We start from the raw sequence: 24,397 nt of genomic DNA, 5'->3' as shown, positions 1-24,397 counted from the left end.
GTGTCAGATTAGAACATCCCACTAAATTATTCAACCTCAAATCGACAACTTAGTAGTCAACTAATTACCTAAATAAATTGTCTAAAATGAATCATTTACAACAATACCCTAAACAATCAGAGATAAAAATGTAACCTATAGATAATGTAACCCATGGATAGTCACTTACCGCTTCTCTAAGAATTCGTCGCGAACCTGATGGTTAACTACCTAAATGACCGAATAAACACGCACTGTTCAATTAACAAACTCATCCGCTCACACAACAACCAACTCTCATTAAACTCTTTTTTGGGCTCCCGTTGAACTCTCTTTAAACTCTTTTAGCAAAAATCAATCAGCAACCGCTTCCATTGACAGGCTTTGTAATTTATCTTGCTCAATGTAGACTAGCTTGTCTTGTTCTGACGTTGGGAAGGCTACCGAAGAAATTGCTCCCGTCGTCACATTCACGATACTGCTACTCTGACTCAAACGTATATCAAGCCCACAACTGATCTCGCCATGATTGAATAATCCTAAAACAAATTTATGTTTATGCAGTCCACGAACCCCAACCACAGGAATTTCTATTTCAACGGTCTCTTTTAATTCTTGAACTATCCATTCACTGGTTAGATCGAGACATTCATCGAGGAAAGCAACGGATTTGTCCTTACCAACATAAATTTGGTCTCCTCCCATTGAATTGGTGACTTTAAAAATATATTTGTCTTTTTGAGCGATGACTTGCGACTTGTTATCTTGGGTCAATATGAAAGAGTAAGGAATACTCACTTGAACCGCTTCGATCTCCTGGGCTGTTAAAAAGGGAAAGTTTTGTTCATCATGAAGTTTGGCAACCCATTTTTTATTGGACAGAACATTTGCCTCTATACCCGATACAATTTGGACACTACATCGCTTAGCTTCCTTAAAAATGTCAATGTGCTTATCCATATACTCCAATGGCATCCAATTAAACATCGCAATAGGTTGCCCCTTTGAAAAATGTTCTCGTATGTTAGTTTCGGTCACAAAAACAATCTCGATACCCGGCAGTACACTTTCAAGAACCTCTCGATAGACCCCTTTGCTTAAATATCCGGCGCTTTCAAAGAGACTATCGCCAAAAAATACAACTTTATTAATTCCCTGTGTTCGACATACGTTGGCCAACCGTTGCATTAACATCCATGCTGGAGAGTGAGCCGGGCGATACGGAAAATCAAACTCATCCATAAAGGATTTTAGCGGCGGATAACTTTGATAGCCCCCAACGGTGGAGCCGACATTAAACTCAATAAAGAAAAACTGACCGTTTGTGTCTTGAATGATATCAAACCGGCTCGCATCCTCAAATCCACGAGAAAGACTTTCCCAATCGACTAAAAATTCTAACTCAGCAGGCACCGCATACTCTTTAAGAAAGGTTTCATGATCGAGTTCAGATCGCTCCTTGCAATACATCTTCATGACGGCACTTTTTAATAAGTTGCCTTTTTTCTGTAAATCGAAAAACTCCCGTTCGTCTATCAATAACGGAATCGGTGCCATCTGCACGATGTGTGTCGCTTCATCTCGCATGTATTTGATCATTCTAGATAAAATACCATTAAGTTTAATGCTCTTGATATTTTTAACCAAGTACTCAACCCAATCCTTGTTAAAATCTGCAATTGTCATGCTCAACCTCTTTTTTATTAAAACTCATCCCTTCAACTATTGGGTCAGTTAATCTAAATTTGTTAACTTTGTGGTCATCCGCAACACATCAGAAACATTCAGCTCAGGCTCTGTCACAATTAATGCCAGAGCGCTCTTAAACAGCTCCACAAAATTGATCATGTCATTTTTTGAAAATGCACTGCCGTGGTAACCTAGTCGTCCGAGAAACTCGCCGTCTAAGCGAGTAATGTTAATATCCAGAGCGCTGAGTGAGGGAGCGGGCTCCAGTTCTACCTCATAATTTTCCAGAGTTAATCCGGCCACGTTTTGTGTTGCAAAATGGTTATCATCTTCAATGTAATGAAAATGAACTAGCAAATTAAACTCTTGCTGCAACGGGCATTGGCCTTTCACATAGTTTGCATCAATATGGGTATTGTCATACATTTCCGCGAGTGACTTTTGGATGTACATCAAAAAGTCAGCTAAGGATAATCCTTCATCAATGTCGGTCACTAGATAATAACTACAGGCGTAATTTCCTATTGAGTTAAATAGCTCAGGATAGTTTCGTCCCTCTAGGTCAATACACACCGCCTGAATATTTTGCTTGGAGAATTGCAACAAAGCCAACTGGTAGGCAGTCATTAATAAATTGTATGGCGTGGTGTTTTTTAACTGGCTCCATTCAGAAATACTTCGATTATCGATGGTTTCGATATTAATCGGCAAATAGTCCATCAATGCCATTGATGTCTCTGGCACCCAGTAGCTCGATTGGCTATTTAACAAATCAATTTTATCGCGCCAAAAATCAAGTTGTTGCTGCAACTTATTATCTTCGTGCCATTTCCGATACCAGTGTGCAAAATCTGAAAAATGCAATGTTTGTGTTTGGCTCGAAACTGGGGCTCCAGCTTGACACATTGTTTGATAACGGTCGAACAGCTCGGACAATATTAGCTGTCTTGAATTGCCATCGACCGATAAGTGATGAGTTTTGATCACTAACAGTTGCTCATCTGCCCGAAACTTACATAGCACAACTTTAAAACCAAACTCTTTAACAAAGTCAAACGGCGTTTCAGATTCACGTTTGATATAGTTATCGACTTGTTGCAAGGCGTGATTGTAATTTAAATGGCTAAAATCTTGAGTTTCTAGTACCATTGACTGGGCATCATCAATCACAAGATAAAGTTGATTTTGACTTATTTCTAATCGAGCGCGTAACGATTCATGATTGGCTACTAGCTGATCGACACTCTGCTCAAAAGCCTCGCTATTCAAGTGACCGGTCAATCTTTTTACCATTATGGCATTACCACTCGCCGCGAGCTGCTTGTTTAGCTTTGCGATAAACCAGAGAGTTTGCTGGGTAAAGGTCGCTTGAACTCGATTCAATGCCATTCTTTTTAATGGTAAAGTATGCTCGTTGGCGTCATTTTTATTGTCTCGAATATAAGTCAATAACGCGGCTTTATTGCGCTTAATTTCGTCTTTGATGGCTTCCGTTAATGAACTTCCCGGCGCGTCAACGATAAGTCCCCCCTGATCGGATGTGGATAATTTGATATCTAACGCATGTAATTGTTTTAGCAACATGCCGGGGCCAAATTTTGCTTCAATCAGATCCGCCTGAGACTGCAACGACGCGTTTTCCCAAAAATCAGCCAGTAACAGTTTAATTGAAAACTCTTCACTGATTTTTGCAATTAATCGGATGGCAGACAGTGAATTTCCTCCGGCTTTAAAGAAGGTGGTCGAGGGATCACTTATTGTGTCAGCAGAGATATTTAATACACTACTCCAAAGTGATGCTATTTGCTTTTCAAACTCTCTCAGCGGCCGGGTTGGCTCAGATGTTTTTTCTTCTCTTTCTTGATAGCTTTTGAGAAGTGCGTTGCGGTCTAACTTTTTATTCGGCGTCAGCGGCATTTCTGTGACCACGACATAATCGTCGGGTAACATGTAATGAGGTAACTTAGCCCGTAGATACTGTGACCATTTTTGTTGGGGCTCAGTACGTCGGTCGCTGCGTTGTTGATCGATGACCACAAATGCGACCAATTCACTGTCACCGGGCAATTCTTTTGCACAAGCAACGACCGCTGCATTGTCTACATCATCCAAATTGATCAGATGGGTTTCTATGTCACCTAACTCAATACGATAACCGCCTTTTTTAATTTGATGATCCATCCGGCCAAGAAATTGTAATTCACCGTTCGCTAACCATTTGACTAAATCACCTGTACGGTAAAGTTTAACCACTTCACCATTGACCAGTTGATAGTCAACAAAGCGTTCCGCAGTCAACTCTGGCTTACCCAAATAGCCAGCGGTTACCCCTTCTCCACCAATGTACAACTCACCAGAAGCTCCACGGGGAAGTATTTCCGCTTGTTGATTCATCACAAACACAGAGGTATTGGCAATCGGTTTACCTAATGAGATCGCCGAAGAACTGATTTGTTTAGCAGTGGACCAAATGGTGGTTTCGGTTGGGCCATACATATTAAATACCCGAGTACCCACTGTTTCATTCAGTTCTGTTGCCACATGTTCAGGAAGCGCTTCACCTCCGACTAAGATGGTGTCTAACTTATCTAAGGCAATTTTACCCGTCTCACTCGCCAGCAACTGGTGGGCAAACGATGGCGTACATTGCATATGCGTAACGTCATGGGCAAGGATCATTGACTCAGGTGATTGATATCGGTCACTCATTGAGGACAAGAACTGCTGCTGCACCCGAAAGCTTTCTCTTAACTGCTTCAGCCGCGTCAGCGACTTTAATCCTTCGAGAACTTTGCTTTCTTCAACACCAAAATCAATTAGGCAGGCAACTTCTGTCACGCCCATTGCAGCAAGTTGATCCGTCATCGCCAAGTTAACCTCAACACTACCAATCAAGCCAGCCGTTTGAGAATACTTACGATATGCCAGTTCGATCAAATCTTCCTGGTGAGTTTCAATGTCTAAATTAGTTTGCTCAGCCAGTGGTTTAAGTAAGTTTAGCGATGAGCGTAAATAGTTTTTAAAGGGCTCTTTAACATCTTCCTCTAGTGTCTCTGCGTCATCCGTTAAATAAGTGTGTAACATCACCGCCACTTTAGCACAGCTCTCAGCAAACCCATGATCGGTTAACGCTTGGCGATAAATATCAATATTCTTGCTTAACACTTCTAATTCCTGACCCAACACATGCGTCAGAAGGCTGGCGCCAATACTTCCGGCGTAGCGAAAAGTTTCTGAACTTCCCGCAGCGGTTAACCAAACTGTCAGTTCTTGTTGCACCGCCCGTGGGTACACCTCTACCTGAATCTCTTGATCAACACCATTGATACGCGTAACCGATTGCCCTTGCCAAAGGGATTGCACTTCGCTGATTTGTTCGCGCATAATTTGATGTCGATTTTGGTGGGAACCCGGCCGGAACACAAAGTCATTGGGGTGCCACCCCGAGGCGAATGAAAGCTCAACTCGCCCATTGGAAAGGTTATCAACCATAGACCACTCTTCAGCAATACGAATACTGTCGTGTAATGGCGAGGCAACACTTCCAGAGCGAATTTTGATACGGCTGGTTTGCGCGGCCACCGCTGCGGCTGCGACTGAAGGATTCGGATAGAGTGCACCAAATGAATGGAAATGCCGTTCTGGAATCCAAACGGCTCGCAACCCATGTTGGTCCGCGTACTCCGCACCTTTAAGTAATAAGTTATAGCCATTCTGACTGTCACTCGCATCATAAGCGGCAAAATAAAACAAGCTAAAGTCTAATGGTTTGCTTTGCACCGTGGGTACCGGTAAATCCGGTTGTAGAACCACCTGACACCCGCGGGTTAGCGTCCACAACAATTCGAGAACCGAAATATCAAATCCCATACTCGTCACAGCTAACCAGACTGAATCTGAATTCACGTCGGGAAACTGTTGCGTCATGGCGGCGAAAAAATTATTCAGGTTTTGGTGGGTAACTTTGACGCCCTTGGGTTTTCCGGTTGAGCCAGAAGTAAACATAACGTAAGCCAGACTGCCCTCATCCACAAGGCTAGTGACCAGCGGAGAGCTATCAAAGTCTTTGGTGGCCGATAGTAGATTCTCTGGCGCATCAAGCACAAAACAATCTAAGCCAGAAGGTTGCGGTAAAATGCCGACAATTGCTGACTTGGTAACGATACGCTCAAGCTTGGCACTGTCAATAATGTCATTGATTCGAGCTAAAGGGTACGAGGGGTCAAGAGGGATATAATGGGCCTTTAACTTGATAATTGCCAGCATAACAACCGGCATTTCAATGGTCCGATCAAGAAGAACACCCACTGGGCTACCAGATTCCATCCCCAAATTTTCAAAAGCACGGCAATAATAATCAACCATTTTTATCAGTTCTGCGTAACTGACTTCCCTAACACAGTCGACCAGTGCGATTTGGTCTGGATGAGCTTGCGCTTGCTCTTCAATCAAAGCAACTAAGGATTGATTGCGTTCAAACGGAACTTGTGGACCATAGGCTAATCTATTGACTTCATCTCGCCCCACCGAATGAATTCTTTTCAACGGAGCTCTCGCTCGCTCAAGCACCAGAGTCAGTGTTGCTAAGTAACTTTCGACAACTCTTTGAATGGAACTGTCTAAAAATAAATCCGTGCTGTACTCTATGACTCCTAAAATGTCGCCATTGTCAGTCTGTGACATATACAGTGACATATCGAGCTTTGAAAAATTGACTGGCGTAGCAGCGGGTTCAATTTGAAGTTCACCTAATGACATGCGTTTCGATGTGTCTTCTTGGAAAGAGAAAAAGACCTGGAAAATCGGATCATAATGAACATCACGATCCGGTTTGATGCGCTCGATAATATCCAGTAACGAGACATGCTGATTGTCAAAAGTATCCAAAACGATATTCTTAACTTTTGCAACCAAATCAATAAATGATTCTTCTGGTTCTAACCCACAAGCCATTGGTAGCACATTGATAAACAAACCTGGAATGTTCTCAAACGCCTCTTCCATTCGGTTTGCTTGAGGTGTACCGACCACTATTTTTTCTTGACTTGAATAACGCCAGAGTACTAAGTAGTAGACACTCAAAAATACCATATAGAGAGTCACTTGTTGCTGCTCGGCAAATTGGCGACTTTGTTGAGCTAGGTTAGCAGGAAGATTGAAGCGCACATTCTTGCCGCTAAAAGTACGCTGACCACTGCGCTCAAAATCGGTTTCTAAGTTAATACATGGTGGAAAGTCTTGCAGTCGGTGGTACCAAAAATCTAAGCTGTTGGAGAAAGCTTTACTTTTCCTTAGCACCTGTTGCTGCCAAATACAATAATCGCGGTAGTGATAATCTATCGGCTGCAATGCCGATAGCTTGCCATCATGTCGATAGAGAGTGCTCAATTCAGAAAATAGGATTTGGGTTGTGATACCATCGGAAAGAATATGATGGGTGTTAATGATTAAGACATGGGAAGCGTCTGACTCAAACAAAACTCGAACACGAAACAGAGGTTCATTTTCGAGATCAAAAATATAATCTCTCTCATAAGCAAGAACGTCAGCAATATTAACGCCTGTTTCTACTCTGATCTCCAAGCTATCCTCGACTGGTCTTTCAAACTGCACCGGCTCACCCTGCTCCAGAGCAAAGCGCGTGCGCAACACGCCGTGGCGTCGATAAAGTCCCTGAAAAGACGCAATTAAATGTTCCTGATTTAAATGGCCTTTAAGTCGATAGGCGATGGGCACATTGTAAGCATTGGTTTGGTGTTGAGCAGCCAACCAAATTGGCAACTGCTGCGTTGCCAATGGGTAACTATGCGAAGTCGTCGAAGACGAAGAGTCGGCTCTATTATCGGTTATCGATTCCGGCTCAGTTCCTTGCCGCAAATACTGGAGGATTTCATGCTTATGATCACGAATAAATGCGGCTTCATTAGGTTTAAGACCCGAAGACTTTGTTCGGACTTCTAACTTACCCGCATTTTCTGATAAAGCGATATATTTACTCGTGAGTCTTTCAACAAATTGAGAAATTTTCATTTGGAATCCTACTGTGTATTTATATTATCCATTCTTGAAAAGGATCTATCGAACCAATCAGCCATCACTCAATTAAAAAGTAAAAACTTCCTCTTCTTCGTCTTCCGGAATTTGTTTATTTCTCTCGATAAGCAAATTAGCCAGAGCCCTAGGCGTTTGGTTGTTCATAATGTCTCTGACATCGACGTAAGCACCTATATCTTTGAAAATAAGAGCTTTTAACTTCAGTGCCATCAGTGAATGCCCGCCTTTACTAAAAAATTGCTCATCGACCGACATTGACAGAATCTCTAATACCTGGCAAAACAACTTCACCATAGATTCTTCCATCTCATTCTCAGGTGCAACATCGGGACGTTGCAATTGTTTTGTCGCAGCAATCAACTCTGGCAATTTTTTTCGATCAAATTTGCCGCTCAGTGTTGTGGGGATTTCAGCGAGTCTTTGATACTGTTCAGGCACCATATAACTTGGCAATCTCTCACTTAAAAAGCGACTCAACTCTGAGTACTCGAATTCTTGGTCGGCTACATAACAGGCAACCAAGCGTCCTCCAGATTCGGTGGTCTGAGCAAACACAGCAACTTGCGACATCTCTGGATATTGTTGAAGCGCTATTTCTACTTCGGCTAATTCAATTCTAAAACCCCGTATCTTAACTTGGTTGTCATTTCTTCCAACAAAAAACAGGTTGCCGTCTTCTGCTCGCCGCACCATATCTCCCGTTCGATACACAATATCTCTCGGGTCTTGACTGAGCGGGTTAATAACAAACTGTTGCTGAGTTAAAGTAGGATTATTAACATAGCGATTACCAACCCCGATCCCGCCAATATAAAGTTCACCAACAACATTGTCAGGACAAAGGTTGCCGTAGTCATCAAGTACCAATAAGTGGCTATTAGAAAGGGCCTTTCCTATCGGGGTAATTCTATCGATCGCATCAACTTCCGCCTGTGGAACAGGATATAAAGTACTGCAAATCGTCGTTTCTGTGGGCCCATAACTATTAATAATTTGTAAGTTTGGAATTCTCGCTTGAATACTGCGCAGTAAATTTTCAGAAACCGGTTCAATTCCTACCAACAACCGCTGCAAAGACAATCGATTAGCCTTATCCGAGGTCAACCATTGATCAAAGTATTTTAAGAAAAATGGTGGAATCCACGCAGAGGCGATTTGCTGGTCACAGAGCCAATCAAACAGCAGATGGGCATCGGTTTTGTAGGATTCTGGTAAAACTTTAATGCACCCACCAAAACAGAGTACCGAAAAGATCTCATACATAGAAATGTCAAAAGACAAACTGGTCCATAACATGCCGTTGGTGGATGACTCTAACGGCTTGATACTGTCAATATCCTGCAATAAGTTAACCACCGCTTGATGGGTGATCTCGGCTCCCTTCGGATGACCCGTTGAGCCAGAGGTGTATATTACGTACGCGGTTTTATTCGGTCTCGAAAACGGCGTGGTTAAACGCACGGTCTGCTGGAGGGTCAATTTACTAAACACATGTTGTTTTGTCTTCACGCCGGATATTATCCCGCCCTGCGCTTCATCAACAAGAATAAAGTCGAGACCGCAATCGTCTGCGATAAAATCAATCCGCTGTTCAGGTAATTTCAGGTCGATAGGAACTATCACACAACCAGCTTTTAAAATAGCCATCATGGCAATCAGGGTTCGTTCACTGACTCCCATAGCGACACCAATGTAACCGGTACTTTTGTGTTGCATAATGACGTTGGCCATCAAATCGCTCTGTTCATGCAATGATTGATAGTTCGTGCTATTACTTTCTGATTGGTAAGCCCAGTGAGTATCTCGCGGCGACTTTGCCCAACTCGAAACCAAGGCATCGAGGGTGGGAAGCATAGGATAGTCCGCCGGGAGACATGGTTCCTCTGTTAAGATAGGGGCGGCGCCTGAGCATAGTTTAAACTCTTTTAAAGGTCTCGGCGTGTCAGACAAACCTTGCGAGAAAATAGCTTTGAAGCTGTTAATAAATTCCTCGATGAATGCCTCTGCGAATAAATCTTTTCGATACTCCCATACGATATGCACCGGATCACCAGCTCCCTCATTCCCTCTTCTCGGCACGACAGCCAAAGTCATTTCAAATTTAGGATTTCCTGACGTTAACCCCTCAACCAGACGGGTGTCTACCCCTGGAAGCGTCAGTTCTCCTAAAGGTGAGTCATGGAAACCAACCATTATGCTGAAAAATGGCGTACTACCACTGTGCCTTTCTGGGCTAACCGTTTTCACAACTTCATCAAATGGCAGCTCTTGGTTATCTTGGGCTTGCAAAATCGTGCTCTTTACTTGTTCCACAAACTCTAACCATTGCAGGTTTTGATCCACCTGATTAACCAGTACCACCGTATTCACAAACATCCCAAGAATATCGGCAGCATTCTTCCAACTTCTATTCGCCATTGGCGAACCAAGAGAAATTTCTTTTTGATTGGAATATTTTGCTAACGTGAGTTTGAATGCAGCGATAAAATAAGAGTAAGTTGTCAGATGATTGGTTCGACAATAATTTTCACAAGCTTCCCAGGTTTCTCGATCGAGCATGACCCGCTTGAACGCCCCCTCTGGTTCCGCCTGATTATTGATGTTAATCTTGGGCAAGTTAAGGTCACCGCGCACACCTTGCAGCTGCTTCTTCCAATACCGCCTTTGTTGATCAGCTTGCTCGCTGCTCACCCAGCTCTGCTGTGTTTGAACAAAATCAAAATAATCTATCGGCGCATTGGGTTCTTGCGCTTCATCCAGCACGGCATTTTCTGAAAACAATTTATATTTATCGAAAATACGTTCGAGAAATAAATTAAATGACCAGCCGTCGTGAATGAAATGGTGCTCCAATATCAAGAGCACGTATTCATCGGCAGACACTTTATATAAGACAAATCGATAGAGTAATTCGTTATAAATATCGAAATGATAATTGATCTGTTCATTCACTAAATCATCGACGCTTAAACTCTCGTGCTGACTTTCGTCGGAGGATAAATCCAAGAATTCAAAAACCAAGGGTTGATTAGGACGATAGAGCATGACAGGCTCGTCATTGATTTCTTTAACAATACAATTGGCTAACCGGTTGCGTGACTGTACCCAAGATAAACTGTTACGTAGTGCCGCCACATCTAAATCGCCTTTAAACGATAATTTAGCGGCAAAGTTGTAGGCTTTATCCATGCTTATTCGCTGCGCTTCAAACCAAATCGCCCGCTGGTTATTTGAAAAGGGTAAGCTAGCGGCAGTCGTTAACTCAGGATCGACTTCAATAGAAACCCAGTCTTTTTGTGTACTATCTTGCTGACTTTCTAGATAAGCCAATAACTTTTTAGGTGTGGCGATTTCAGAAAAACTGGATTTGGGTATCATAATTCCCAACTCAGCTTGAATTTTTTCTAGCAACAGCAACATGCCAATAGAATTGCCCCCTTTAGCGAAGAAGTGACTATCTTCATCAATCTCAACCCTCAGTACAGAACGAAAACATTCCATTATGGTAGACAGTTTATTACTATTATCGATACTTGCGTTCATTTGATTGCCTCGTCCATCGGGTTTAGGGAGCTTAGATTTATCCACTTTACCATTACTGGTCACGGGAAACTCAGGAAGAAGATAAAGATGATTCGGTACTAAGTAGCCAGCCAATTGCTGCTCTAATTGCTGCTTTAAATCTGACTCATTTAATTGATAACCTGGCGCAGCCACAACATAACTAACAACCTGCAAATTACCTGTTTCAGAAAAAGCATGAGTGCATACGTAAGCCCGATCCACCATCGGCATATTAATCAGGCAACGTTCAATTTCGCCAAGTTCAACACGATTACCTTGTACTTTGATCTGGTCGTCACTGCGGCCGACATACTCAATATTGCCATCGCTGCGCATACGGCATCGATCACCTGTGACATACAATTTGCTTCTTTCTTTCTTAGAAAAAGGATCGTCAATAAAGTGCTTTTGGTTCAACTCACTTTGTCCAAGATAGCCAAGACTGACGCCAATGCCACCGATCAGTAATTCACCAATTTCACCATCCACTACCGGATTTAGATTTTCATCGACAATATATAACTGCACGCCTTCGACCGCCTGGCCAATATGTGGCATATCGTTCGCTTCAGATTCATTTTCGACTAACCCTATCGTTGCCATGATGGTGGTCTCAGAGGGTCCATAAACATTATCAACTGGACAAGGGAAATCTTTTGGCGGTCTAACTTTTAATCGCTCACCACCGGTCATCATGTACCTAAGGTGTGGTAACTCTAGGGGATTATTTTTATAAGATATTAATAAGATTTCCAACAAACCTGTAGGTAACCAACTTAAAGAAATTTGATTTTCTGCTAACCACTTTAAATACAGTCGTGCAGATAACTTAGTATCTTCGTCAGGAATATAGAGTGTGGCACCGCCGCCAAGCGCTAACCAAATATCAAATAATGCAGCGTCGAAAGCGACACCAGCAGTAAAGGTGGTACGGTCATTGGAAGTGACTTGATACCTAGCCTGTAAATCTTGAGTTCGCGCCAGCAAAGCTGCATGAGAAACTTGAACGGCTTTAGGAATACCCGTTGTTCCTGAAGTAAATATGATATAGGCGATATTGTCTGGCGCGAAATTCACCGAAGTTTTAAATACTGGGTAGCGACTAGCGCGACTAGTGAGCAGTTCATAATCAAGGGTTATTAGAGAAGTGTCTGTGTTTGTCGCGGATAGTAAGACACTGTGACCAGCATGACACAGACAGAAAGTTGCCCCCACCATAGCAAATGCGGTTCGATACCGATTAATCGGAAGATCGACGGCCAAGGGCACATAAGCAGCGCCCGTCTTCATGACCGCAATCGTGCTAATGACATATTCCGCGGATCGTTCCATCACAATCGGGATCACCGAACCTTTGCCAATGCCCTGAGAAATCAGGTAATGAGCCAACTGGTTTGTTAACTCGTCAAGCGACTGATAGGAAACGCTCTCTGTTCCCGCCACTAACGCTTGAGTATTCCCCTGTCGCTGAGAAAAATCGCGTAAATTATCAATTACAGTTATTGTTTTTATCATAATGACAAACATCCATATTTATATCTTCTTCTACTAACACCAGCCAACTCAGTGCTTCATCTAGAAATCATTAATAATGTAAGTCTTGCTAAGCCGACGCGCCGAACACCGTTTGGTGTTCGGCGCTGGTCATAACGAATTCAACTCGATCAATAAGATCAATAGATGCCGATTAAATTCAATCTTTTTGCTCGTTTTTCCATCTTTTTATAAAGAAAAATACCAATCACCATATAGACAAATGAGTTCAACAAAATAATTAAGTAATCGGTCATGACTAGCTCTGCACCATTCAGTATGGATGCCTTAGCGGCTGACGCACCGAACGCAAATGGCAAGAAACTGAATGCGTTCACTGGAAATGCGTCTAACGCAACCAATCCCATCAAACACATAGTCATCAAGCCGGTCACAATAGCCACCCGTTTATACACCAATGCCAGTCCACAGTTGATTAAACCAATGCCCACCAACGAAGGTGCGGAAATAATCAGCAACGTAAAGAGTTTGAAGAAATTCAAATCGATCCAATTGCTCGATAACGCCATAGCGACGTAAACAATTGCCACCAGTTGAACCAGACTCCAAAATACTTTAACGATCACACGAGCAAATAACAGATTTAAAAATCCCTTGGGGCACATCACGAGCTGATCGATATAGCCTCGGTTGTTATCTTCCACCACACCATGGGGTGCGGAGTTAAACGCGAGCATGGCAAAAATATACATAAAATAGCCGAACATAAGGCCATTTAATGAACTATTAAGGTCTTCAACTTGACCTGGAATAAACGTTTTAGCACCATAGAATAAACCAAGAAATATCGCGCTGTAGATCAATACAAATAAAATACTTTCAAACCAATACTGAATTGTCATTGACATATGCAGTCGATATTCAGCTTGAAATAACCTCCAAAATGGCATAATGAGTCCTCTAAGCTACCTTATTAATAACACAACTATTTTTATACGCTTCTTCTAAAGAAATGGGTGAGATCTGTAATTCTTTAGGCACCAATGATTCTTTATGAATCCAATTGATGAGCGGCAATGGCCGATCAATATCGTCGTACTCCATAAAGAAAGAATCATCTTTAACATTCCAGTTCAATTTACCCGTTTGTAAATGAATTTCATTGTCTTTAATCAATCGTTTAATATCATTGTTCGGTAAATTGAGTTTGAAAACATATTTAAAGAAATTGGTCCGAATATCTTCTTTAGAGCCATCAAAGATAACTTCTCCATGGCTCAGAACAACCACGCGAGTACAAACTTTATCGATAAAACCCATGTCATGTGAGGTGATGATCAAACCACGCTCATGTTGATTGGATTGATCTATGATGATATTACTCAAGTCGTCAACGGCTGCTACGTCAAGTCCTAGGGTGGGCTCATCAAGTAACAATAGTTTAGGCTCGTAAGACAAAACACTGGCTAATGCAGCCTTTTGTCGATTGCCAGACGAAAGCTGACCAACGATTCGCTTACCGTATTGCTCCAGCCCCAGCTGCTGAGTAATTTCTTTTAAATTGGCTTTAACATCTGCCGGGGCCACGCCTCTAATACCTGCCGCGTAATAAGCATTTTCCGCAACCGATAAACGCCAATTTAAATTTTGTCGGCCTTCGAGTACAGCACCGATACAAGACAAGTAATCTTTCTTCTTTTTGATCGGCTCGCCATCAAATAAAATGTCTCCCTTTTCATATTCAATCAGGGTACATATAGCTCGTATAGTTGTAGTTTTACCCGCACCGTTCGCCCCAAGTAAGGCGACCCTTTCGCCAGGATTAACCTGAAAGCTAACATTTTTTAACGCTTGTTGATCTCGATAACTTTTGCAGATCTCTTTGACCTGTAACATATAATTCCCCTCATTAATTGAATTCCAAGCTACCTTTTTGGTGATTCTCTTTGGTAATTCTTTTTAGTACTGTTCTTTCGTTTTGTTCTTTCGTGTTGCTATAAACTGTTTCTTGATAGTATTTTTATCGTATTTCTTTCAATGAGTTTATTAGGGCGTTTCCCAAGGAAACAGTCCTGATTGTTGATAGTTTTTTATTGCTTGAATATTTTCCTGGTCGCTAAAAATTTCTCGGTTAGCCTCTACCGCGATGGACTTTATTTCATGGGTATTCAAAGCAATCAATCGATTCATATACCTCTTGTAACGGCCTATTGCCTTAGCGGACAGTCGCCTTGCGCCTATCAAATGTTGCCGAAGCAAAATATCAATGTTGTTATCAATTGCATCAACCAACCCCCAGTCTTTGGCGCGGCTGGCATCAATAGGGCGAGTTGCAAGAGACATGTAATGACAGGCCTGAGGTCCAGTTTTTCGCATCATAAAAGGCATCACACAGGCGGGAAATAACCCAAATAACATTTCCGACAAAGAAAAAGTTGCCGTTTCAGAAGACAAGACGATATCGCAGGCAGCAACAAACCCAAGTCCTCCGGCATTAACTTTACCCTCTACTACGGCAATTGAAGTAAAGGGACCATTTGAAATCTTATTCCATATGTCGAATAACCGTACCGGAATATCGGATACGTGACGACTCTGATATAACTCGTCAATATCGTCGAAGTCTGCACCAAAACAAAAATACGATTCGTCACCTCGCAGCACCAGAGCTTTAATATCATGAGGCAGATCATTCAAAATACGCTCAAATTCAAAAATGATTTCGCTGTTAATGGCGTTTCTTTGATTGGGCCGATTAAAGGTGATAGTTAACACCTTTTGCTGATAATCAATTTTTAGTGGCTCCGTCATACTTATACCCACTGATACTCTCGGTGAAACTCGTTGATCTTTGAGAGAAACAGTCTTTTGCCGGAACTTTTGCTGACATTATTGCTAGGACTATTACCAGAACTACTCTCTGAACTGGGCGTGTAAAACTTAGTGTGTAATTCTTGATCCAGTTGGATATTCCGAGTGCCGAAAGCGACTAATGCATTTTCTCTTAGTAAGGTTTCGTATTCATCGATACTCAAACGGTAACGTTGTGACAGTAATTGGGCAAAGTTCAATGACTTGACATATTGCTGCCCGTATTGGGTGAAAACGCCACTGTAAAATTCTGAGCAGCAACCAGAACCATAAGAAAATATGCCAACTCGGGCGGCATCCAAATTGTCAGAATTATATATTGTGCTTACCAACGCAAGAAACACCGTTCCGCCCATAATATTTCCAACCTGTTGACAAAACACCAAACTGGGCTCCACGCGTTTACGGAAGTCCGTTTCAATAGCATCGGGTTCCATTTTAAACTGCTTTCTCATCATATTACGATGAGCGCCTTTGATCATTCCGCCGAAGGGTGTATGAAAGGATAGATAATTAAAAGACTTAAGGTAATCGGCTTCGGGAACTTTTTTCTTGTATTCCTGATAAGACTTATCACAACAATCCAAAAAGGATAATAGAGATAAATCGGAGTCCCCCGCCTCACTGTCAGGTAGCGGTCGGCAAGTATCCATCACTTCATGCCCGTAATAGCCATTAGCACCGACATCAGCAATAAACACTTTTGGATTATCGCTTACTAATAATGCAACCGCACCAGCCCCGGTTGAAGGCTCCGCATACGACCAATCTTCGGTGAGACTGTCTCCTCCTTCGGCGACCGTGTAACGGGCTAGATCCGTCATGATAACCAACGCTTTGGCACCTGGAGAAACACCAGATAAAATAAAATTCAAAGCCATTTGATAACCAGCAGTTCCGGAATAACACGCTTGCTTAATTTCAAATAAACGGCAGCTTTTTTCTAGGCCTAAATAATCATGAACGTAAGTACTCAAGGATTTACCAAAGTCGATTCCAGACTCAGTGCAGGTAATGACCATTTCAATTCTGGATTTTTCTTCTTGGCTTAACCGCTGAACCATGGGCGCTGCGGCATTCACTGCAAATGTCACGGCATCTTCATTTAAAAGTGCAACACCCTTTTGCTTCATTAATAAGTTTTCAAAGCGGTTGCCATCCAGTTTACGGTGCTTTGCAAGTTCCATCACGTCTAAACACGCGGTCCCACCGTAAATTGAAATGTCTTCTATACCAACGTTCATCTTCCCTAAAATCTCCTGTTTTAAACTGTTTATAGCTTCGGTTTAAACTTTATAATTTTGCCAGTGCGAGCGCACTATTCACTCCACCGAACCCCATACTTAAGGTGATTGCTTTATCAAAAGGCCTTTCTTCAACCTCTTGTCCAACCCAATTTAACTCGTGACACACTGGATTAAGAAGGTTGGGATTAGCGTGCATAAAGCTTTGTTGCATTTGTAATACAGTGACAACCGTCTCAGTTAAACCGGCGGCAGTAAGACCATGCCCTAGCAAAGATTTAGAGGCATTTATTTTTGCATTAACTAGTCGAGCTTTTCGCAAAGCCTCGGACTCTGTCTTATCGCCTAGAGACGAACCTGTGCCATGGCTATTCACATATTCGACTTGATCGGCCGACCATTGCGCCATTTGCAAACAATGAGCGATAGCGGTTAACTCTCCTTCAACACTGGGATCCGGTCCGCGGTTACCATCGACATTTAATCCATAGCCTTCAAGCAGAGCATAAGATTTCTTGGCTGAGGGATATCGCTTATGTTCAGCAGCTACCAGAACAACCGCTGCCGATGATTCGCCGTATAAAAAGCCCGTGCGATCCCGATCGAACGGGCGACAAACTTGCTGATAGTTACCTTCATAAGCATTAATTGCCATCGCCCCCGTATTGGCGAAGGCTTGTAACTCTAAATAAGACAAATCTGCCAAGGCACCCACGACAACACAGGCTGCTAATCTCCCGGCTTCAATTTCCTGGGCAGCTTTGATCAATGCAACCTGACTACTTGCCGATGCCGCACCCACCGAATAAGCAAGACCTTTAATTCCAAAATGGCTGGTACAAAGCCCACAGAGATCCGTATCCATAAATCCGAGAGCGTGATGTGCCGGAACAAATGGGGACGCCTCAGGATATTTTCTTTGCAGCAATAACTGCTGTCGCAGTTGAAAATTACTACCGCCGACCACCAATCCAATATCTTCAGCGTCAATATGATCAATATCAGCATCAACCAAAGCTTCTTCGACCACTTGTATAGCAGCTCTCGCACTTAAAGAGGTGTTTCTAAATTGACGATCATCAGCAGAATAAACGAGCAACTCATCTGGAATTTCGGCACCAATAAATGGTAGCGCACCCTCCCGCCCTGGCCGTTGTAAATGACCAAACTCGCGTTTGGCTCGACGTAAAGAAGCCACCAGAGCTTCTTTGCCGGCACCTATAGACGAAACAACGCCAACACCTGAAATGACTGCCTTAGTCAAGATTAACCATGCCCTCAATTTTATCCGACAACTCACCAAGGTTTTTAGGGCCAAATAACGACACCACTGGAATTGAAATATCCATTTCTTCAAGAGCGTTTAATAAAATCTCAGAGCGCTCCATTGAATTAGCACCTAATTCGACCAAACTGCTATCGCGAGTGATGAGGTTAGCATCCACATCGGTTAAGACATGGCTCGCATGACGAACCAAAGTTTGAAAAATACTTAATGAATCCAAAGACTACAAGCTCCTTAATTAACAAGGTTAGGTAGCATACCTAAACCAAAAACCAACCAAAATTTTATTATCAATCGTTGTCAGGTGTCTGTCAGGTGACAGAGTCCTCAACGATTAAAGCCCTCAAGGGTTAAAAAAGCCCTGCTCTCACAATTTATGTTGTTAGAAAACGATGCCTTAACAAAACAGTATCACTAAGAGTAAGATATGTTACCTTGTCGTTAAGAAACACTCTCTACTTCTTGGTAGTTTGACTTGATTTGTCGAACCAATCCGCTCAGCACAGTTCCTGGCCCTAACTCTTCAAAGTCATTAACTCCGATACTCAGAAGGTAATTAATCGAATCTGTCCATCGGACCGAACTGCTTAACTGTTCCGTTAATAGTCGAGTCACCGTTTCTTTTTTATAGGGTTGAGCGGACACATTGGAAATAACCGGGATACGCGGCGCTCCGAATCGATACTGGGTGAGAAATTCGCCAAACTCCTCGCCAAACTCTTTCATATAACGAGAGTGAAATGGAGCACTCACATTTAAGGGGATAACTATTTCTCCAGCTTCTTCCATAATTTTTCTGAATGTATCCAGATCATTGACAGGGCCGGCAACAACCGTTTGATTTGGAGAGTTGAAGTTTGCGATATCAATCGAACTGATACTGTTTTGGGATAGGATTTGTTTTATTTTTTCTGCAGTACAGGAAACCACAGCAGCCATGCCGCCATTATGAGCTTGCGACATGAGTTCGCCGCGCTTTTTCACTATTTCTAAGCCTGCCTCAAAGTCGAACACTCCGGCTGCAAACAAGGCACTGTATTCACCTAAACTATGCCCTACCATAAAATCGGCAGACACTTCATAACGTCTTACTTTTGCCAAAAAACTTAATGAATTGACTATATACAAAGCAGGTTGAGTAAATTGGGTTTGTCCAAGCACTTCCTTGTCATCATTAAGACATAAGTCAACGACAGAGTAACCCAGTACATCGTCGGCTCGCTGAACATACTCTTGGAATAGATCAAATAACTCCTCGCCCATCCCCTTATGCTGAGACCCCTGCCCGGGGAAAATATACGCCTTCATAAATTTACCTTTTTATTCAAATCCATATATCCCTGCAAATGACTTTAAACGCTTTTTTGCTTTTTATTTGACGCACATTTTATTATTTCAGATGCATTTTAAATCAAATATTTCGCCATTCTGAATAAACAACACGCATAATTTAATCGGTAAGGAGGAGTGTCACTGCCTGGAGCAAGTTACGATAATCATCCCTCTTAATTGCAAAAAACTAACGCTCACTCACAGCATTATCCACGATTTCATTCCATTTATCACGTCAAAAACCTGTACAACAAACAACCAAAACAATAATATTTGTTCATTTAGCGAACAGTATTGCACCTCCTAGTGTTCTGCGCAACTAAATCAGGACACTTTTTTTAAGGAACTTTGCTCATATTCAATTGGCGACAGATCACCATTTGCTGTATGAAGTTGTCATAGTGCATATTCTCTCCAGCTTTGATCACTAAAATCACTTGTAAATGATCACTTTTATGCTCTTAATGATTTTGCCGATCAAAGCTTAATACCACTCGTAACCGAGTTCACGTTTTATCATTTTTGTAGGTTGTTCTTTATGTGTATTTAGACGGTATTGATGCTAAAGCGTTGAGATATTTAGAAACACTTCTGACAATGTCGCAGGTTGCGTAAGTGATGGTACTCTAGGCGCAGGTCAAACTAAGTTTGATGATATCACAGCTGTTCCTGATGTTACTTATTATTAGGCAATAGTGTTTGATAGTAATGGTGCTGAAATTTCTCAAGTTATTGAGTCTCTGGCAAGCACGGGGCGATTCAATAATAAGAAAACAGGCAAAGCGGATGTGGCGCCCAACCTCATTGGCAAGCTCTACGGTATTGAGCAAGCCATCAAAGATAAATCAGCCACGGAAAAGTACACTGTTAGACAACAAAAAGCCAAACCCATTGTTGCGGAGTTATACCAATGGTTGCACAAGCACAAAGATAAAATTCCGCCCAAAATGGCGCTAGGTCAAGCCATTAACTACGCGATAAATCAATTTGAAAAATTCCGACGTTACTTAGAGTATGGCAGACTTAAAATTGATAACAACCGCGCAGAGCGAGCCATAAAACCGTTCATTATAGGGCGAAAAAACTGGCTGTTATCACATACCAGCAAGGGGGCACATGCCAGTGCGATACTCTATAGTCTTGTTGAAACAGCAAAGGCAAATAACCTTGTAGTGCATGACTATATATCAACGTGCTTACAGCACTTTGCTGAGCAGCCAGATAACCTTGAACCGCTGTTACCTTGGAACATTAAACAAAGCTAGGTGTCGTTGGCTATACGCTTACGATTATAAAGATAATATCGAGGTCATTGATGAAGTCAATATTGGAAAGCTTTTAGGCTCTGGGAAAATAGGTTTTCGCCAAATGAAGTGGAGAAGTGGACAAAATTTCAGTATCGAAACTTTAAAGTGTGGCAATTAAATGAAAGTTAGATGTTGAATAGATTGTGTTTTTTATTTGGACTTGAACAACAGTTTTGTTGATACTTTATCGTCTATATAATCAAATCAGCGTAGGAAAAAACTTATTGCTTAAGTCACTATCGTATATGGTGATTAATAATTAAACATAGAGGCTGTACTTAAGATTTTCTTAAGTACAACCTATAAAATGAATGTAAGTTAAGTGGTGATCGTTTTCGCTATTCATACCAACGTTAAAAACACTGTGTTCTAACGGTAAAGCAACACTTTCAAGTTCATTCAAAATTATTGAGTTCTTAGCCGCTTGGCTGTTTTCAATCATTAATGCTATTTTCATGACTATTTTTAAACCTTTGTGATTGAATTTGATTTAAGTGTATCATTAGTTCTAGTAGAAATTAACATGTAATAAGCTAAGAATAGCTTATTACATGTTTGGTTTTGTTTTACTTGGTGTTTTGAAGATTTCTGTATTCTTTATATAATTGATTTTTTGTTTAAAGCAGGAGGTAGCTTTAAGTAACGTTTTGCTTATGGGCTGAAATAGTTATTCGGGCTTTGTTTTCAATGAGCAGACCAATTTACTACGCTTGTGTTATCTCAATAATTTTTTTCAGCTTTAGTAACTAGAACGATAACCTTTTTTATTAGGTTTAAATAAAATGACTCTTCGTTGGTTTATAAATCTACATTATCTGCAATCACAGCGATACATTTATAGTTATCAACATATCCACATACACTATAAATTCTATTATTAATATAAAGAACTATAAATAGTATTAGATCTATAGGCCTTGTAACATACTGATTTAAAATAACTTAAAGGCTACTTTAGATCACATTTATGGCGTTGTTGATCACAAAACTCGTGTTTTAGATCATTTTACTGGTCAAGTTGATCACAATATTGGTGTTATTGATCAGCAAATTGGTATTAAGATAACACCTTTATGGTGTGCTTTAGTTTAGTATTCGATATCTTTAGTTAATTGCATTATTGACGCTAATTCGCCTTTAACGCCCTGCTCTTCTTCATATTCTTCAAATTCGGGCTCTGATTTTTGAAATGCTTGTAGTGCTCTTTCAACTCTATCAGCTTCTTCATCTTGGCCTAAATACCTATATGCCAGCATTAATTGTGTTAACTCAGCTGGTGAAAGTTTTTGTTTGCTAGTCACTTGTTTAGAAATAAGCTCTTTAACTACTTTTAATGCATCATGAGTATTAAGCTCTTCTACGGTTCCTTTGTCTACCCAGTGAACTAAAAACTTAATTTCTGATATTTTTTTACCTTGAGTTCTTAACTCATACCCTACTTCGTTGTTTTCACTCTTTAAAAATAAAAACTCTTTTCTTGCTATGGGGTGATTACTTAGTTTTCCTATACTATCTCTAATGCAACGTTTCATAAAAACGCCGTTATTAGCGAATGATGCTTTGTTTTTCTTTAATTTACCTTTTTCATCTAGTAGCCCAAATAGTCCTTTAAGCTCTTCAATTTTAATGAAATGCATCTCGTAGCCATCTTTCTTAAAGCGGCTCAAAATCTCATACAGGCGCTTTGCATACTCTTGTTTAATATCAAGGTAGGTTTTTGTTGTGATCAACGCAAATCCTTGACGATATTCGATATACTCACTCTCCAGCATATCGTTTGGTACCATGGTCAGTAGCCCTTTTTTATACCTAATACGTTTAAATAAGGGTTTGTAATCAAAGTCTTCGTCGCCATCTTCGTTCTCGACTTTAATACCTATCTTATAGCTAGAAAGGCGCTCAGCAGCAGGAGATAGAATTGAACCAACATGTTTTGAATCGATATTTAGCCATTCAGATAACTGGCTTGCGGTAAAAGTATATTGTGGTGTTGTATTTACCCAGTCGCCGCTTTTCATTTGAGCCATCATTAACGCAAACAAATCAGCTTCACGTTGTGATAGATCTTTACGACTAAACACGAGTTTATGGCCTTGCTTTATATGTTTAGGCAGGTTATTTCGTGAAATTGGCTTATTACTTAACTGTTTGGTCATCTGACTATCACCACAAATCTGTATTCATAATTATTGAGTGTACACAATACTGGTTTTTTTCACCAGAAATATGTAAACATAAAACCTATAAATACATTTTAATGGTGTTTTTTATGGTTGAGAATACACAAAAGTGGTGAGTTACACCATAAATCTGTAATGAAACCAGCTTTCCACCATAAATGTGTCATTATATTGGGATTATGAATACCACTTTAGGCTATCTTGCCTTATATATTATAAATTTAGGACAATAGACTTTGTTATAATCTATTGATTTAAAATTTATTTGTTTTATTTTTCCTAGGTGGGTAGTAATTTGTTATTGATTTTTATGTTTACATAAAAGTGGTGTAGTACACCAACTTTATGTAAAGTGAATTCATCGACACTAGCCTACCGTGTTGTTTTTAGGTTTAAAAAGGATGTTATCAGTCATGTGTACATATTTATAAATACATATTTATGGTGTTATAGACTATAATAGTGTCATCTTTACGGTTGTGATTACATTATTATGGTGTGCTTGGTAACCTGAAGTGATGTATTACTCTTATCCCTCGCTAATTCGCAGTGAAAGCTTACATTAAATAACACTATTCTGGCTTTTATTTGTTTTAGGCTACATGAATCTGGTGTTAAATCTTAAGTTCTGCAGAGATTAGCAGCGTTAGATAACACCATTCTGGTGATTTAGCTTTTGAGATAACTGGATTCTGGTGTGATAACCAGTTTTATGTAATTCGAAAATCCAAAACGAATAAATTTCAAGCTACAAGTAACATAATACTGGTTAAATACTTACTAGATAACTTAAAAGTGGTACTTTTCATCGATCTGAAGCATGTTGTTAATTTGCACCGCTATGGAGCCATTTCGTTTGCGGCGTAATGGCACCACCTAATTTGCACCTAATGGCGCCACCCGATTTGCGGTTAATGGTGCCACTTTAGGCACCTTTTTTCCCCTCAAACTTCATTGTAAATAGCGTATCTTCAAGTCTACTTTTTAGACAAGGAGATGCGCATGGCAAACAAGAGGTTTGAAATGTATCAATATCGACAAATACTCGTTCGAATGCGAATGGGTGAATCTAATCGTGCTATTGCCGAAAGTGGCCTAATGGGTCGCAAGAAGGCACAGAAGCTAAGGGACATAGCGATTGAGCATGGCTGGATAGATAAACTTAATCCACTGCCTGATAACGCGCAACTGGCAACGGTACTTAACGTCACCGTGCACACACCATCATCAAGTATGTCTTCCGTCCTACCCTATGCTGAGAAGGTCAATAGGTGGATTGAAAGTGGCGTTCAAGGTAGCACTATCCATCAGAAATTAGTAAACAGTTACGGCTTCACTGGCAGCTATTGGGCGGTAAATCGTTATATCAAAAGTGTGATTGCCGATTCGCCAAGCAAG

The 24,397-nt window shown here is 41.1% G+C and carries 13 protein-coding genes and 1 pseudogene; 2 read left to right on the top strand and 12 right to left on the bottom strand.

The window, feature by feature from the left end; translation table 11 throughout:
- Positions 1–333: 333 nt before the first annotated feature.
- The 10 genes from QMA12_RS12100 to fabD form a co-directional block, all read right to left on the bottom strand.
- Entirely contained in the window at positions 334–1,665 is a 1,332-nt protein-coding gene (locus QMA12_RS12100; RefSeq protein WP_290210249.1) for a hypothetical protein, read from the bottom strand.
- Positions 1,666–1,713: 48 nt separating this feature from the next.
- Positions 1,714–7,698, bottom strand: coding sequence for a MupA/Atu3671 family FMN-dependent luciferase-like monooxygenase (locus QMA12_RS12095; protein WP_290210248.1), 5,985 nt, complete (start codon positions 7,696–7,698; stop codon positions 1,714–1,716).
- Between the two features lie 72 nt (positions 7,699–7,770).
- A complete protein-coding gene (locus QMA12_RS12090; protein WP_290210247.1) occupies positions 7,771–12,801 on the bottom strand; it encodes a non-ribosomal peptide synthetase in 5,031 nt (1,676 codons plus the stop codon).
- 158 nt (positions 12,802–12,959) lie between these two features.
- Positions 12,960–13,730, bottom strand: coding sequence for a hypothetical protein (locus QMA12_RS12085; protein WP_290210246.1), 771 nt, complete (start codon positions 13,728–13,730; stop codon positions 12,960–12,962).
- Positions 13,731–13,740: 10 nt separating this feature from the next.
- A complete protein-coding gene (locus QMA12_RS12080; protein ID WP_290210245.1) occupies positions 13,741–14,676 on the bottom strand; it encodes an ABC transporter ATP-binding protein in 936 nt (311 codons plus the stop codon).
- A gap of 150 nt (positions 14,677–14,826) precedes the next feature.
- Complete coding sequence (locus QMA12_RS12075; protein WP_290210244.1) at positions 14,827–15,591, bottom strand: enoyl-CoA hydratase/isomerase; 765 nt, start codon at positions 15,589–15,591, stop codon at positions 14,827–14,829.
- Between the two features lie 2 nt (positions 15,592–15,593).
- On the bottom strand, positions 15,594–16,895 hold the full coding sequence (locus QMA12_RS12070) for a hydroxymethylglutaryl-CoA synthase family protein (RefSeq protein ID WP_290210243.1): 1,302 nt from the start codon (positions 16,893–16,895) through the stop codon (positions 15,594–15,596).
- 49 nt (positions 16,896–16,944) lie between these two features.
- Entirely contained in the window at positions 16,945–18,159 is a 1,215-nt protein-coding gene (locus tag QMA12_RS12065) for a beta-ketoacyl synthase N-terminal-like domain-containing protein (RefSeq protein WP_290210242.1), read from the bottom strand.
- Positions 18,152–18,400, bottom strand: a complete 249-nt coding sequence (locus tag QMA12_RS12060; protein ID WP_290210241.1) for a phosphopantetheine-binding protein — start codon at positions 18,398–18,400, stop codon at positions 18,152–18,154. Before QMA12_RS12060 ends, QMA12_RS12065 begins: the two co-directional genes overlap by 8 nt.
- Before the next feature lie 221 nt (positions 18,401–18,621).
- Complete coding sequence (gene fabD / locus QMA12_RS12055) at positions 18,622–19,488, bottom strand: ACP S-malonyltransferase (protein ID WP_290210240.1); 867 nt, start codon at positions 19,486–19,488, stop codon at positions 18,622–18,624.
- Positions 19,489–20,207: 719 nt separating this feature from the next.
- Here fabD and QMA12_RS12050 point away from each other — a divergent pair.
- Positions 20,208–20,777, top strand: a complete 570-nt coding sequence (locus QMA12_RS12050) for a transposase (RefSeq protein WP_290210239.1) — start codon at positions 20,208–20,210, stop codon at positions 20,775–20,777.
- A 331-nt stretch (positions 20,778–21,108) separates the two neighbouring features.
- Here the strand turns inward: QMA12_RS12050 and QMA12_RS12045 are convergent, their stop codons facing one another.
- Together QMA12_RS12045 and QMA12_RS12040 are read right to left on the bottom strand one after the other, a co-directional pair.
- Entirely contained in the window at positions 21,109–21,276 is a 168-nt protein-coding gene (locus QMA12_RS12045; RefSeq protein ID WP_290210288.1) for a hypothetical protein, read from the bottom strand.
- A gap of 631 nt (positions 21,277–21,907) precedes the next feature.
- Complete coding sequence (locus QMA12_RS12040; RefSeq protein WP_290210238.1) at positions 21,908–22,975, bottom strand: replication initiation protein; 1,068 nt, start codon at positions 22,973–22,975, stop codon at positions 21,908–21,910.
- Positions 22,976–24,001: 1,026 nt separating this feature from the next.
- Here QMA12_RS12040 and QMA12_RS12035 point away from each other — a divergent pair.
- Positions 24,002–24,397 (top strand): annotated as a pseudogene (locus tag QMA12_RS12035) (IS21 family transposase); the annotation flags it as partial.

This window comes from Pseudoalteromonas sp. APC 3893, assembly GCF_030408095.1.
Taxonomy (GTDB): domain Bacteria; phylum Pseudomonadota; class Gammaproteobacteria; order Enterobacterales; family Alteromonadaceae; genus Pseudoalteromonas.
This window is presented reverse-complemented; position numbering and strand designations above follow the sequence as displayed.